This window comes from Pseudomonas sp. A-B-19 (genome assembly GCF_019947515.1).
In the GTDB taxonomy this organism is placed as follows: domain Bacteria; phylum Pseudomonadota; class Gammaproteobacteria; order Pseudomonadales; family Pseudomonadaceae; genus Aquipseudomonas.
In genome coordinates, this window is record NZ_JAGYGN010000011.1 from 137028 (window position 1) to 151317 (window position 14290).

General features: G+C 61.6%; 9 protein-coding genes. 1 reads left to right on the forward strand and 8 read right to left on the reverse strand.

All coding sequences use genetic code 11. The features are described from left to right. Positions 1–177: 177 nt before the first annotated feature. On the forward strand, positions 178–915 hold the full coding sequence (locus KGA81_RS14880) for a substrate-binding periplasmic protein (RefSeq protein ID WP_223546957.1): 738 nt from the start codon (positions 178–180) through the stop codon (positions 913–915). A gap of 157 nt (positions 916–1072) precedes the next feature. Here the strand turns inward: KGA81_RS14880 and yccS are convergent, their stop codons facing one another. From yccS to betB, 8 genes are all read right to left on the reverse strand, one after another. Further along, positions 1073–3256: a YccS family putative transporter gene (gene yccS, locus KGA81_RS14885; protein ID WP_223546958.1), complete on the reverse strand. Its 2184-nt coding sequence runs from the start codon at positions 3254–3256 to the stop codon at positions 1073–1075. 261 nt (positions 3257–3517) lie between these two features. Continuing rightward, on the reverse strand, positions 3518–4696 hold the full coding sequence (locus tag KGA81_RS14890) for an NAD(P)/FAD-dependent oxidoreductase (RefSeq protein ID WP_223546959.1): 1179 nt from the start codon (positions 4694–4696) through the stop codon (positions 3518–3520). Between the two features lie 129 nt (positions 4697–4825). After that, the gene (gene dbpA / locus KGA81_RS14895) at positions 4826–6163 is read right to left on the reverse strand and encodes an ATP-dependent RNA helicase DbpA (RefSeq protein ID WP_263293349.1); all 1338 of its coding nucleotides are present in this window, start codon (positions 6161–6163) and stop codon (positions 4826–4828) included. A gap of 105 nt (positions 6164–6268) precedes the next feature. Next, on the reverse strand, positions 6269–7696 hold the full coding sequence (mdtD, locus tag KGA81_RS14900) for a multidrug transporter subunit MdtD (protein ID WP_223546961.1): 1428 nt from the start codon (positions 7694–7696) through the stop codon (positions 6269–6271). Between the two features lie 183 nt (positions 7697–7879). Further along, positions 7880–9217, reverse strand: coding sequence for a TldD/PmbA family protein (locus KGA81_RS14905; RefSeq protein ID WP_223546962.1), 1338 nt, complete (start codon positions 9215–9217; stop codon positions 7880–7882). Beyond that, complete coding sequence (locus KGA81_RS14910; protein WP_223546963.1) at positions 9217–10659, reverse strand: TldD/PmbA family protein; 1443 nt, start codon at positions 10657–10659, stop codon at positions 9217–9219. Before KGA81_RS14910 ends, KGA81_RS14905 begins: the two co-directional genes overlap by 1 nt. Positions 10660–10942: 283 nt before the next feature. Next, positions 10943–12643 (reverse strand): choline dehydrogenase, encoded by a 1701-nt coding sequence (gene betA / locus KGA81_RS14915; protein ID WP_223546964.1) that lies wholly within the window; start codon positions 12641–12643, stop codon positions 10943–10945. Between the two features lie 153 nt (positions 12644–12796). Next, positions 12797–14269, reverse strand: a complete 1473-nt coding sequence (gene betB, locus KGA81_RS14920; RefSeq protein WP_223546965.1) for a betaine-aldehyde dehydrogenase — start codon at positions 14267–14269, stop codon at positions 12797–12799. Positions 14270–14290: the final 21 nt, after the last annotated feature.

A 14290-nucleotide genomic window follows, 5' to 3' on the forward strand; every position in this document is an offset into this window, starting at 1 on the left:
TAGGCCAAAATGCCATCATTCATTTCTCGCGCGGATGTCTTCTTTGTGTAATCTGGATCGAAGCGCTGTGCTGTGGCTTCGATGAGCTGATGTTTCATACCTGGGTCTTGTCAGTACGAGGCCTTGGGGTTTTGGCTGAAAACACGTAGGGCAATCCGCCCGCTAAGGATTTCTGGCATGCCGCGATTGCATCGAGCTTTTGCTTTGATTGGATTGCTGTTGCTGGTTCAGGGAGCCGCGGCAGAAAAACTGCGGTTGGTCGCTGATGCCTGGCCTCCCTTTACCGACTCCACGCTCGTCAACGGTGGATTGGCCACGGATATTGTCAGTACCGCGCTCGCCAGGGCCGGCTATGCCAGTGAGTTTGAGCAAGTGCCCTGGGCGCGGGCCTTGCTGGGAGTGGGCGAGGGCCGTTACGACGTGCTGGTCAACGCCTGGTACAACGACGAGCGCACAAAGTTCGGCCAGTTCTCCGGCGAATACCTGCTCAATCGCGTACGGTTTCTCAAGCGTAAAGACGCGCCCATCGAGTTCAACAACCTGCAGCAATTGCATACGTATCCGATTGCCATCGTGCGCGGTTACGCCTATTCGCCCGCGTTCGACAACGATGACTCGTTGCAGAAAATCCCGGTGCACAGCTTTGCCATGGCAGTGCGCATGGTTGCAGCCGACCGGGTCAAACTGACACTGGAAGATGAGTACGTCGCCCGTTACTACCTGTCCCGTGAGTCATCCAAGGTACGCAACGCCGTGGAGTTCCTGCCCAAGGCTTTGAGCGAAAACAGCCTGCACATTCTGGTCAGCCTGAAGAATCCGCAGCATGAGCAGATCGTCGCCAGTTTCGACCGGGAAATTGCGGCGATGAAGGTGGACGGGAGTTATGACAATTTGATGAGGCAGCATGGGATGTGAGTGGGTTCAGCCAGTTTCTATGTTGTTGCTGATGGCCTCATCGCGAGCAAGCTCGCTCCCACAGAGGTTCTCTGGTGTTCAAAAAATTTGTGTCGACTGAAGATCTACTGTGGGAGCGAGCTTGCTCGCGATGAGGCCAGCCCAGACACCACTGATCTCAATCCTCACTGGTGTCCTTGATCAGATGCGCCGCCAACGTCCGCAATGGCCCGAGCTGACGACAAATCAGCGCCAGTTGCGTCTGCACCAACCGCTGCCCCTCATCGATTTCATCGGGCATCTGCTCCAGTCCATTGGCCAGTGCTTCTTCCTCATCGCTTTGAATCGCAATTGAGGATTTGCTCGCCAGCCCATGGGCGATTTCGTCGATGCTCGCAGCCAGTTTCATACCGGCCCCGTCGATCAAATGTTCATGCACATCCGCTGGCAGTTGGGTTTCCCGGTGTGCGCCCAGGCCTGACAGGTAGCTCAGTAGCGTGTGCGACAGCACCAGGAAGCGGAATCCGACATCCGCTTCCTTACGGAAATGCCCAGGCTCCATCAGCATATTGGCCAGTGTGGTCGACAGCGCCGCGTCGGCGTTGTGCGCGTTGCGGCGGGCCAGGCGGTAAGCCAGGTCGTCGCTTTTGCCCGCGGCGTATTGCTGCATGATCTGACGCAAGTAAATGCTGTTGCAGGCCAAGGTGTTGGCCAGCACTTTGTTCAGGCGTCGGCCCTGCCAGTCCGGCAGGAACAGGAACACCGCGAGCCCGGCGATCAGGCTGCCGAGCAAGGTATCGAACAGCCGTGGCAGGAACAGTCCGTAACCGTCACCCACCTGGTTGAAGCAGAACAGCACCATCAGGGTGATCGCTGCCGTCGCCAGGGTGTAGCGGGTGGTGCGGTTGGTAAAGAACACCACTCCGGCGGCGATGGCGAAACACGACTGGATCAGCGGGTTCGGGAACAGGTCGAACAACGCCCAGGCCAGGGTCAGGCCGATGGCGGTGCCGATGATCCGTTGACCGAGTTTGCGGCGGGTGGCGCCGTAGTTCGGTTGGCAGACGAACAGCGTAGTGAGGATGATCCAGTAGCCTTGGGACGGGTGAATCAAATGCACCATGGCATAGCCGATGCTCAAGGCCAGGGGCAATCGCAGGGCATGGCGGAACAGCAGCGAGGTCGGCGTCAGCTGCGTGCGCAAGCGCAGCCACACGTCCTTGAGGCTGCGCGGCGAACGGTCGAGCAAGCTGCTGTCGGTGGCGTCGGCCAGGGCGTCGGGATTGCTGGCATCGCTGAGCAAGCGGTCGAGAGTGCCAAGGTTGGCCGCCAGCGCCCGCAGTGAGCGCAGCAAGCCGCGCCAGGCCGGGTTGCTCTGGATGCGCAGGTGTTCCAGGGAGGCATCCAGATCGCTCAGGGCTTCGGCGAAACTGGCGTGGTAGGTGAACGGCTGACGCATCTGGATCGATTCGGCCAGGGCCCGGCAGGCTTTGCCTTGCTGGCGCAACAGGCGCTGACAGCGGAACAATACGTCGCTGTGGAAAAAGGCGTCGGCCAGGGCGTTGTAAGGGTAGTGCGACGAGCTCGCGCGCTCGTGGATGTCCTGGGCGAGGAAGTACAGTTTCAGGTAGCGGCTGACTTTCGACCCCGGGCGTCCATTGCCGACCCGGTGCAGGATGATCTCCTTGGCGGCGTTCAGTGCCGCCACCACCCGGCCGTTCTGCTGGGCCAGTTCCAGGCGCCGCGCCTCCACGTCCATCTGCCGGATCGGCTCGAACAGCGAGGATTTCAGCTTCAGGTAAAAGCCCAGTTCACGGAACAACCGCGCCAGGCTCTGCTGCACCGGCTGATTGGAGAACAGCGCCTGCCACAATACCGAGAGCACGCCGTACCAGGCTGCACCGGCCACCAGCAGCAACGGCTCGTGCCAGACATCGATGACCGCGCCGCCGCGCTGGTCCACGCCGATCATGGTGTAGACCGACAGAATCAGCGTTGCCGAGGCAATCGCGCCATAGCGCTCGCCCAGGGCGCCGAGCATGGTCAGGCAGAACGCGGCCAGCGCGAAGGCGATGATAAACAGCCAGGGGTAGGGGAAGAGCAGTTCGACGGACAGGGCGGCGACCGCGAAACACACCAGCGTCACCGCCAGCGCGTTGAGACGTCCCTGCCAGCTGTCGTCGGTCTCGGCCAGGGCGCTGGCGATAATCCCCAGGAACAACGGGATCAGCAGGCCCATTTCATCCTGATACCAACACAGCGCCATGGTGCCGGTCAGGGCAATGAATACCCGCACGCTGTAGCTGAATTTATCCAGCGCCCAAAGGCGACGCAGAGACTGGCGGAACGAGGTCGATGACATGAAATGCGAAGGCCTTCCGAGGCAATGACGCTAAATTGAGCCACTAATGACGCCGACGCAATGGCGTCGATCACATCAGACAGCAAAATCTGTTCCTTTGGGCATTGGTGATCTGGGTTGATCACAAGTTTTGTGGCTGGCCGAGAAACCTGTGGGAGCGAGCTTGCTCGCGATGAGGCTATAACATTCAACAGAGATGTTGACTGATAGGCCGCAATCGCGAGCAAGCTCGCTCCCACAGGGATTGTGCAGGTTTTTGAATCAGACGTACTGCGCAGCCGCGTAGCCCGAAGCCCACGCCCACTGGAAATTGAACCCACCCAGGTGCCCGGTCACGTCGAGCACTTCGCCGATAAAGTACAGCCCCGGGCTTTTCAGCGATTCCATGGTCTTGGACGACACTTCATTGGTGTTGACGCCGCCCAGGGTCACCTCGGCGGTGCGATAGCCTTCGGTGCCCGCCGGCACGACTTTCCAGCTCGCCAGTTTTTCCGCGATATCGGCCAGTTCCGCATGGGTGTACTGTTTCATCGGTTTGGACACGAACCAGTTGTCCGCCAACAAATTGGCCATCTTCTTGGTGAAGATTTCCCCGAGCAGGGTTTTCAGCTCGCTGTTCGGACGTTCGGCCTGTTGCTGTTGCAGCCAGCTCGGTACGTCATGGTCGGGCATCAGGTTGATCTCGACGGTATCGCCGGATTCCCAGAATGACGAGATCTGCAAAATCGCCGGGCCGCTGAGGCCGCGGTGGGTGAACAGGATGTTCTCGCGAAAGCTCTGGTCATTGCAGCTCACCAGGCAATCCACCGACGTGCCGGACAACTCGGTGCACGAGGCCTTGAGCTGATCGGTGATAGTGAATGGCACCAGACCGGCGCGGGTCGGCAGCAGTTCGTGGCCAAACTGTTTGGCCACCTGGTAACCGAAGCCGGTGGCGCCCAGGGTCGGGATCGACAGGCCGCCGGTGGCGATCACCAGGGATTCGCACGTTATCTGGTCGAGCGTCGTGTCCAGCAAATAGCCTTTCTCAAGCTTCTCGATGGTCTGGATCGACGTGTCCAGGTGCAGGCTGACGCCGACCTGGTCGCACTCATTCAGAAGCATTTCCAGGATGTCGCTGGATTTGTTATCGCAGAACAACTGGCCGAGTTTTTTCTCGTGGTACGGCACGCCATGCTTGGCCACCATGCCGATGAAGTCCCACTGGGTGTAACGGGCCAGGGCGGATTTGCAGAAGTGCGCATTCTGCGAGAGGAAGTTGCTCGGCTCTGTGTACATGTTGGTGAAATTGCAGCGGCCACCGCCCGACATCAGGATTTTCTTGCCGGCCTTGTTGGCATGGTCGAGCAGCAGCACCTTGCGCCCGCGCCCGGCGGCGGTCAGTGCACACATCAACCCTGCGGCGCCAGCGCCAATGATCACGACTTCGGTAGAGCGCAAAACGGTGTCCTCACACAAATTCCACTACAGGCACAATTCCTGTAGGAGCTGGCTTGCCAGCGAATTGGGCAGCGCGGTGTGCCAGGCACGCCGCCTTCGCCGGCAAGCCGGCTCCTACACAGTGACTGTTTACAGGATACGAACGCGCAACGAACGGCCTTTGATCTTGCCGTCGTTCAAGCGCTGCAAGGCCTGTTTGGCGACGCCACGCTCCACGGCCACATAGGCCTGGAAGTCGAAAATCGCGATCTTGCCGACCTGGGCACCGGGGATGCCGGCATCACCGGTCAGCGCGCCGAGAATGTCGCCCGGGCGAACCTTGTCCTTACGGCCGGCAGCGATGCACAGCGTACTCATCTGCGGCAACAGCGGACCACCACCCTTGGAAGTGAGGTTGTCGACCTGATCCCAGGTCAATGGCGTCTGCTGCAATTGCTCAATGGCTTGTGCGCGCTGTGCTTCGGACGGCGCGACAAGGCTGATCGCGAGGCCTTTCTCACCGGCACGCCCGGTACGGCCGACACGGTGGATGTGGATTTCCGAATCACGGGCCAGTTCGACGTTGATCACCATGTCCAGGGAATCGATGTCGAGACCGCGGGCAGCGACGTCGGTCGCCACCAGTACCGAAGTACTGCGGTTGGCGAACATCGCCAGCACCTGGTCGCGGTCACGCTGTTCCAGATCGCCGTGCAGGCCGACGGCGGAGATACCTTTGGCGGTCAGGTGGTCGACAGTTTCCTGGACCTGCTGCTTGGTGAAGCAGAACGCCACGCAGGAGGCCGGGCGGAAGTGGCCAAGCACCTTGGTCACCGCACTCATGCGGTCGTCCGGGGAAATCTCGTAGAAGCGCTGCTCGATCTGCGTGTCGTCGTGGAACGCTTCGGCCTTCACCTGCTGCGGGTTACGCATGAACTTCGAGGCCAACTGCTTGATGCCCACCGGGTAGGTGGCGGAGAACAGCAGGGTCTGGCGACGCTCCGGGGCCTGCATGATGATTTCTTCGATGGAATCGTAGAAACCCATGTCGAGCATGCGGTCGGCTTCGTCGAGGATCAGGGTGTTGAGGCCGTGGAGTACCAGCGAGCCCTTGCGCAGGTGCTGCTGAATACGGCCCGGGGTGCCGACGATGATGTGCGCACCGTGTTCCAGCGAAGCGATCTGCGGGCCGAGGGACACGCCGCCGCACAGGGTCAGGACCTTGATGTTGTCTTCGGCACGGGCCAGGCGACGGATTTCCTTGGCGACCTGGTCAGCCAGCTCGCGGGTCGGGCACAGGATCAGCGCCTGGCAACCGAAGTAGCGCGGATTGATCGGGTTCAGCAGGCCGATGCCGAACGCGGCGGTCTTGCCGCTGCCGGTCTTGGCCTGGGCGATCAGGTCCATCCCCTTGAGGATCACCGGCAAGCTTTGCGCCTGGATCGGCGTCATCTGGGCATAACCGAGGGAGTCGAGGTTAGCCAGCATGGCGGCGGACAGCGGCAAAGTATTAAATTCGGTGGCGATGGTGGTCACGGGACTGGCCTGCAAAACAAAATGTCGCGCAGTGTACCAGCCCGGTGGCCATTCGCCCTAAGGTTCGATGTGCTGTTCCGGACGTTTGACACGCCGTCCGTCTTGCTTTGAGAGCTGGGAAAAGATGGTTGCGGCGAGCATGGCCATGATTCCGACGGTCACGAAGGTCAGTTGGAACGCCCCCAAAACAGTCTCGACGCCGTCATTGCCAATCTGTGCCGTGAACCCGCCGAGCAACGCACCGGCGCACGCAACCCCCAGGCTCAGGGACAATTGCGCGACCACCGACAGCAGGCTGTTGCCGCTGCTGGCGCTGGCGTCGTCGAGGTCGATCAGGGTCACGGTGTTCATCGCGGTGAACTGCAAGGAGTTGATCGCCCCGAGGATCGCCAGCAGGCACAGCAGCAGCCAGTACGGCGTCTGCTCGCTGACCAGGCCCATGCTTGCCAGCATGATCCCCAGCGCCAGGGTGTTGCCGGTGAGCACGATGCGATAACCCAAACGTTCGATCAGCGGTCGCGCGACCCACTTGGCAATCATCGCCGCCGCCGCCAGCGGCAGCATGCTCATCCCGGCCTGGGACGGCGAATAACCCAGCGCCACTTGCAACAGCAATGGCACCAGAAAGGGCAGGGCACCGCTGCCGAGACGGGCGAACAGGTTGCCGAGAATGCCCACGGCAAAGGTCCGGGTCTTGAACAGCGAGGGCGCAAACAGCGGATTATCGATATGCCCGGCACGCAGCCAATACGCCGCCAGGCAAGCCATGCCGCCGAACAGCAGCAACATTACCCGCAAATGCGGCAGGTGCAGCTCGCCAAGGCCTTCCATGGCGATGGTGATCAGAATCATCGCCGCGCCGAACAGCACGAAACCCAGGCTATCGAAACGGGTGCGCTCGGTGCCGCGAAGGTCGGGGATGAATTTCCACACGGCGTAGCAACCGACAACGCCGACGGGCAGGTTGATCAGGAAGATCCAGTGCCAGGTCAGGTATTGCACCATCCAGCCGCCCATGGTCGGGCCGATCAACGGGCCGAGCAGCCCGGGAATGGTGATGAAGCCCATGATCCGCACCAGGTCCGAACGCGGATAGGCGCGCAACACCACCAGCCGCCCGACCGGCAACATCAACGCGCCACCCAGGCCCTGGATCACCCGGGCACCGATCAGCATGCTCAAGCTGCTCGACAGCGCGCAGAGCAGCGAACCGAAGCTGAACAACAGAATCGCGCTGAAAAAGATCTTTCGGGTGCCAAAGCGATCGGCGATCCAGCCCGAAGCCGGGATCAGCAACGCGACCGTGAGCATGTAGGCGATGATCACGCCCTGCATGCGCAATGGGTCTTCGGCCAAGTCGCGGGCCATGGCTGGCAGGGCAGTGTTGAGAATCGTCCCGTCGAGGGACTGCATGAAGAAGGCGATGGCGACGACCCACGGCACCCAACGGGCGGTGACAGCGTCGAGAGGTGGGCGGTTGGGCATGGGACCTCTTGTGGATGAAATCAACGCAAATTACTGGGTGATCACAGTCATTGTGGGAGCGAGCTTGCTCGCGATAGCGGTAGTTCAGTCGACATTGATGTTGAATGAAATGGCCTCATCGTCGGAACGCCGCCCGGAGCAAGCTCGCTCCCACAAGGTTCCCGGTGTACCGGGAGTTTGTGGTTACAGCGTTAATGTGAGCCGGTTTACGAGCGCCCCCGGCAACAATGCCGAAGCCGTCGCCCGCTGGCTGTAGGTACTGGCCGACAGCAACAACTCCCGCTCTTGGGTCAACGCTTCCAGTTGCGAACCGAGCAGGCTGAAGGCGCTGTCATCAAAACGCATGGTGCTGACCGGTGCCTGGATCTCGCCGTTCTCGACCCAGAACGTGGCAAAGCGGGTCATGCCGGTCAGGCGTGCGGCCGGTTGATCCGAGAAGTTCAGGTACCACAGGTTGCTGATGTACAGCCCCGTGCCCAATTGCTTGAGGATGTCCGCGTCAGGCAATGCCCCGGCTTTCATGTTCAGGGCGCTCGGTGATTCACCGCCGCTGGCGCCATTGGCAGTCAAACCGTATTCAGCGGCGCTGCGCGAGCCGACCAGTTGTGCCCCGGCCTTGCCGTCGACGATCAACTTAAGGTCGCTGCGCGGATAACCCTCATCGGAAAACGCCGGGCTCAGCGAGCCGCTGACTTTTTCATCCAGCGAGACCAACAGACTGAAAGCGCTGTCACCCCCGTAGAGCTTTTGCAGCGGGCTGCTTTTGCTGGCAATCGACTGAGCCGAGAAACCACCCCAGCACAGCATGCCCATGATTTCTTCCAGCGCCGCCGGAGCCAGGTAGGCGCGGTACTGGCCGGGCGCCAAGGTGCGCAGCGGCCGACCCAGAAACTTGAGCTGTTCGCGGGCTTGCTGGAAGCGTTTGGCAAAGCCTTCACTGCTCCAGTCGTGCCCGGCGTAGCTGGCTTTCACCGCCTGGCCATTGTCGTGGAACAGGCTGAAGTCGAAATTGAAACTGTTGGCCTGATGCCAGCCGAAGGCGCCCGAAGAACTGGCAAAGCCACGACTGATAGGCCCTGCAGCATAGAATCCGACCAGATCCAGGCCTTCGGCGGCCTGGGTGATTTGCGCGACGACCTGCTCGGTGTCCGGCAGCGGGTGCGACTGCACATTGTTGCTCTGCCAGCCGTTGTGGTTGAGCAGCAAGTACGGGTCCGCAGGCAGCAGTGGCAGGGTTTCACGCAACTGTTGCAGACCTTCGCTCAGGCGCTGCGCATCCACCTGCGGATCGCCGGCCAGGGTGATGTGCAGGTCGGCATGGCGGCCTTCGTTGATCAGTTTCAGGCCGATGCTCGCCTGCTGCACCTGGCCGGCCTGACGCACCTTGGCGTGGTTGAAGCGCACGAAGGCTGACGATTCGGCGGCGTAGCTGAGGGTGAACTGCTCAGGCTCGCGAAGCGCTTCACGCAAGCTTTTGACCAGTGCCTTGAACGACACGCACTGGCTGTTTGAAGGATTCATCAGGCGTCTCCTCCGAATACATCGACATTGCTGAACACGCAGGCCGGTGACGCGTGGCCGACGCGGATAACCTGGTTCGGTTCACCCTTGCCGCAGTTCGGTGTGCCGAGGACCTTGAGGGTACTGGCATCGCCGACGGCGCTGAGGCTCTTCCAGAACTGCGCGGAAATGCCCCGGTAATTGGGATTTTTCACCACGCCTTTGAGTTCGCCGTTTTCGATAATTTGCCCCCATTCGCAGCCGAACTGGAATTTGTTGCGCGCATCGTCGATCGACCATGAGCGGTTGGTCGACATCAGCACGCCGTGTTCGATGCCGCCGATCAGCTGTTCGATGGACTGATCGCCAGGTTCGATGTTGAGGTTGGCCATGCGGTCGATGGGCGGACGGTTCCAGCCGCAGGCACGGCTGTTGGCGACGCCGTCCATGCCGGCACGGAATTGCGACAACGCACCACCCAGCGGGCGCAGCAACAGGCCTTCACGGATCAGGAACTGTTTGCTGGCGGGCGTGCCGTCGTCGTCATGGCCGTAGCTGGCGAGTTCCTCGGGGATGTCCGGGTCGAAGGTCACGTTGAGCAGGCCGGAACCGTATTGCAGGCGGCCGAAATCGCTGGCTTTGACGAAACTGGTGCCGGCGTAATTGCGCTCGTCGCCGAGGATGCGGTCCAGCTCCAGCGGGTGGCCGATGGACTCGTGGATTTGCAGCATCATCTGGTCGGGCATCAGCAGCAGGTCGCGCTTGCCTTGCGGGGTGTTCGGCGCCAGGAGCAATTGCAGGGCCTGATCGGCCACCAGGGCACCGGCACCGATCAGGCCGCAGCGACTGATGACGTCCGCCGCGCCTTGCTGGCCGAAGTTCTCGCGACCAAGGCTGCGGGTCTGGCTGTCGTTGCCGTCGTAGGCCGTGACGTCCAGGCCAGGGTACACAAAGCGTTGGGCCTGGCGCAGTTCGGCACCGGCGCTGTTGAGGTAGATCTGCTCGACGTGGGTAATCCCGAGGCTGACCTGCCAGTTCACCAGGCGCTCGTCCTTGGGCACGGCGGCCGACTCGGTGCCGAGCAGTTGGTAGCAGTCGCTCAGGGACGGGAAGGCCTGGTCGAGGTTGGGTGAAAAGTAATCGGCGCGGTCGCTGGAAACAGCCTGCTCGCGCAGGTCCAGCAAAGCGTGGGGCTTGAGTCGACGGGCCTGGAGTTCGGCGCGTTCGAGGGCGGCTTGCAGGCCCTGTTGTGACAGGTCGTTGGTGGCCGCGTAGGCCTCGACGCCATTGACCCGTACGGTCAGCATCGCCCCTTCGTCACGGCTCAGGCTCGGTGGTTCGGCGACGTTCTTGCGCACCGACAGGTACTGCCCGGATTCGCGCACATAACGCAGGGAAAAGAATTCGGCACCCGTGCGCAAGGCAGCAAAGCGCTGCTTGAGCTGGGGATGGAAATCGAACATTCGTGAACCTCCTGGAAATGGAGTGGCGATGGAGCGGTGTTGCGAAGGGAGAGGTGAAACGATTGCGTGGCGCTAGATTAGGCTTGCGCGGGGGGAGGATCAAGTTTGGATCGGAGTGGGGAGGGATAAATGGGTTTGGCCGCAAGATGTGTGTGGACTGTCACGGCCCCATCGCGAGCAAGCTCGCTCCCACAGGGATCCAGGTTGATCGCACATCTGCAATTCAACCCAAAACCTGTGGGAGCGAGCTTGCTCGCGATTGGCCGTGACGCGGTGTAACGCCTTACGCCGTCTGGCTCACTTCCCGCACCGGCTTGCCCTTCACCGGCGCATCGCCCGCTACGTAGTAGCTGGCCTGGCTGCGCGGCAACGGCTTGCGGCCACGGATCTTGTCGGCGATTTTCTCGGCCATCATGATCGTGGGTGCGTTGAGGTTGCCGGTGGTGATGATCGGCATGATCGACGCATCGACCACACGCAGGCCTTGCATGCCATGCACACGACCTTCGCCATCGACCACAGCCATCTCGTCGGTGCCCATCTTGCACGAGCAGGACGGGTGGAACGCGGTTTCGGCGTGCTCGCGGATGAACTTGTCCAGTTGCTTGTCGGTTTGCACCTCGATGCCTGGGCTGATCTCGCGACCGCGGAAGGCGTCCAGCGCGGGCTGCTGCATGATTTCCCGGGTCAGGCGGATGCCGTCGCGAAATTCCTGCCAGTCCTGCTCGGTGGCCATGTAGTTGAACAGGATGCTCGGGTGCTGGCGCGGATCCTTGGACTTGGCCTGGATGCGCCCGCGGCTTGGCGAACGCATGGAACCCATGTGCGCCTGGAAACCGTGCTCTTTCACACCATTGCTGCCGTTGTAGTTAATCGCTACTGGCAGGAAGTGGTACTGGATGTTCGGCCATTCGAATTCCGGACGGGTGCGGATGAAACCGCCAGCTTCGAACTGGTTGCTGGCGCCGATGCCGGTGCCGTTGAACAGCCATTCGGCACCGATGGCCGGCTGGTTGTGCAAGAGCAGCGAAGGGTACAGCGAAACCGGTTGGGTGCAGGCGTACTGCAGGTACAGCTCAAGGTGATCCTGCAGGTTTTCACCGACGCCTGGCAGGTCGTGGACCACCGGAATGTCGAGCTTGTTCAGCAGTTCGGCCGGGCCGACGCCGGAGCGTTGCAGGATCTGCGGCGAAGCGATGGCGCCGGAGCACAGCAGCACTTCCTTGCGCGCTTTGACCTCAACGCGCTCTTCAGCCGCGCCGACCAGGTAACGCACGCCGACCGCACGCTTGCCTTCGAACAGGATCTTGTCGGTCAGGGCGTGAGTGACGATGGTCAGGGTCGAACGCTTCTTGGCCACGTCCAGATAACCACGGGCGGTGGAGGCACGACGACCTTTGGGCGTCACGGTGCGGTCCATCGGGCCGAAGCCTTCCTGCTGGTAGCCGTTCAAGTCTTCGGTACGCGGGTAACCGGCCTGCACGCCGGCTTCAACCATGGCGTGGAACAGCGGGTTGTTGCCGGCTTTCGGCGTGGTCACGCTGACCGGGCCGTCGCCACCGTGGTAGTCGTTCGGGCCGATGTCGCGGGTTTCCGCTTTACGGAAATACGGCAGGCAGTCCAGGTACGACCAGTCTTCCAGGCCTGGCAGTTTCGCCCAGCCGTCGTAATCCATGGCGTTGCCGCGGATGTAGCACATGCCGTTGATCAGCGAAGAACCACCCAGGCCCTTGCCGCGACCGCATTCCATGCGGCGACCGTCCATGTGCGGCTCGGGATCGGTTTCGTAGGCCCAGTTGTAGCGACGGCCTTGCAGCGGGAACGCCAGGGCGGCCGGCATCTGCGTGCGGAAATCCATGCGGTAGTCCGGGCCGCCCGCTTCGAGCAGCAGGACGGTGACGCCGGCGTCTTCGGTCAGACGGGTCGCCAGGGTGTTACCGGCCGAGCCGGCACCGATGATGATGTAGTCGAATTCTTGGGACATTGAATGCACCCTCTTTGAAGTTGGTCAGGTCAGGCCTGACGAGTGCTGCGCACTCGATTCGCTGGCAAGCCAGCTCCTACAGGTCATGCGCTGCCCTTTGTAGGAGCGGGCTTGCCCGCGAAGGGGGCCTCGCAGGCAATACAAGACTCGGGGTTAGAACACCGAGACGTAATCGCCCAGCTCGACCTGTACCGATTTGATGCGGGTGAAGTTGTTCAGCGAGCTGATGCCGTTCTCACGGCCGACACCCGACTGCTTGTAGCCGCCAACCGGCATCTTCGCGTCGGACTCGCCCCAGGCGTTGATCCAGCAGATACCGGCTTCCAGTTGATGAATCACGCGGTGAGCGCGGTTCAGGTCGCGGGTGACGATACCGGCGGCCAGGCCGAAGTCGGTGTCGTTGGCGCGGCGGATCACTTCTTCTTCGGTTTCGTAGGTGAGGATCGCCATCACCGGGCCAAAGATTTCTTCACGCACGATGGTCATGTCGTCGGTGCAGTCGGTGAACACGGTCGGGGCCACGAATGCACCTTTGGCGAATTCGCCGTCGGTCAGGCGTTCGCCGCCGCACAGGACGCGGGCGCCTTCTTCCTTGCCCTTGGCGATGTAGCCCAGCACGTTTTCCATGTGGGCGAAGCTGACCAGCGGGCCGAAGTTGGTGTTTTCGTCTTGCGGGTTACCGACGCGGATGCGCGCAACACGCTCAACGATCTTGGCTTCGAAATCGGCTTTCAGGTGAGCCGGTACGAACACGCGAGTGCCGTTGGTGCAGACCTGGCCGGAGCTGTAGAAGTTGGCCATCATCGCGGTGTCGGCGGCGCGATCGAGGTCGGCGTCGTCGCAGATGATCAGCGGCGACTTGCCGCCCAGTTCCATGGTCACGTCCTTGAGCGACGAAGCCGAAGCACTGGCCATGACTTTCTTGCCGGTGTCGGTGCCGCCGGTGAAGGAGACTTTCTCGATGCGCGGGTGCTCGGTCAGCCAGGTGCCGACTTCGCGGCCGCTGCCGGTCAGGACGTTGAACACGCCAGCCGGCACACCGGCTTCGGTGTAGATCTCGGCCAGTTTCAGGGTGGTCAGCGAGGTGACTTCACTTGGTTTGAAGATCATCGCGTTACCGGCGGCCAGGGCTGGTGCGGATTTCCACAGGGCGATCTGGATCGGGTAGTTCCACGCGCCGATACCGGCCACGATGCCCAGCGGCTCGCGACGGGTGTAGACGAACGAAGTGGTGCGCAGCGGAATCTGCTCGCCTTCGATGGCCGGTACCAGGCCCGCGTAGTACTCCAGCACGTCGGCGCCGGTGACGATGTCGACGTAGCGGGTTTCGGAGTAGGCCTTGCCGGTGTCCAGGGTTTCCAGGGCGGCCAGTTCGTCGTTGCGCTCGCGCAGGATTTCCACGGCACGACGCAGGATGCGCGAACGCTCCATGGCGGTCATCGCGGCCCAGATTTTCTGGCCCTTTTCGGCGCTGACCACCGCGCGCTCGACGTCTTCTTTGGTCGCACGTTGTACTTTTGCGAGGACTTCGCCGTTAGCCGGGTTGATGGCTTCGAAAGTGGCGTCGCTGCTGGCGTCACTGTAAGCGCCATCGATGTAGAGTTTTTGCAGTTCGAAACGGGCCATAAAGTCCTCGCAAGAGCATTA

Bases quoted from the DNA above. Each gene is read 5' to 3' on its own strand.
- KGA81_RS14910 (WP_223546963.1), bottom strand. From the start codon at position 10,659: ATGTTCGATTTCCATCCCCAGCTCAAGCAGCGCTTTGCTGCCTTGCGC.
- betA (WP_223546964.1), bottom strand. From the start codon at position 12,643: ATGTCCCAAGAATTCGACTACATCATCATCGGTGCCGGCTCGGCCGGT.
- KGA81_RS14880 (WP_223546957.1), top strand. From the start codon at position 178: ATGCCGCGATTGCATCGAGCTTTTGCTTTGATTGGATTGCTGTTGCTG.
- mdtD (WP_223546961.1), bottom strand. From the start codon at position 7,696: ATGCCCAACCGCCCACCTCTCGACGCTGTCACCGCCCGTTGGGTGCCG.
- yccS (WP_223546958.1), bottom strand. From the start codon at position 3,256: ATGTCATCGACCTCGTTCCGCCAGTCTCTGCGTCGCCTTTGGGCGCTG.
- betB (WP_223546965.1), bottom strand. From the start codon at position 14,269: ATGGCCCGTTTCGAACTGCAAAAACTCTACATCGATGGCGCTTACAGT.
- dbpA (WP_263293349.1), bottom strand. From the start codon at position 6,163: ATGCTGGCTAACCTCGACTCCCTCGGTTATGCCCAGATGACGCCGATC.
- KGA81_RS14905 (WP_223546962.1), bottom strand. From the start codon at position 9,217: ATGAATCCTTCAAACAGCCAGTGCGTGTCGTTCAAGGCACTGGTCAAA.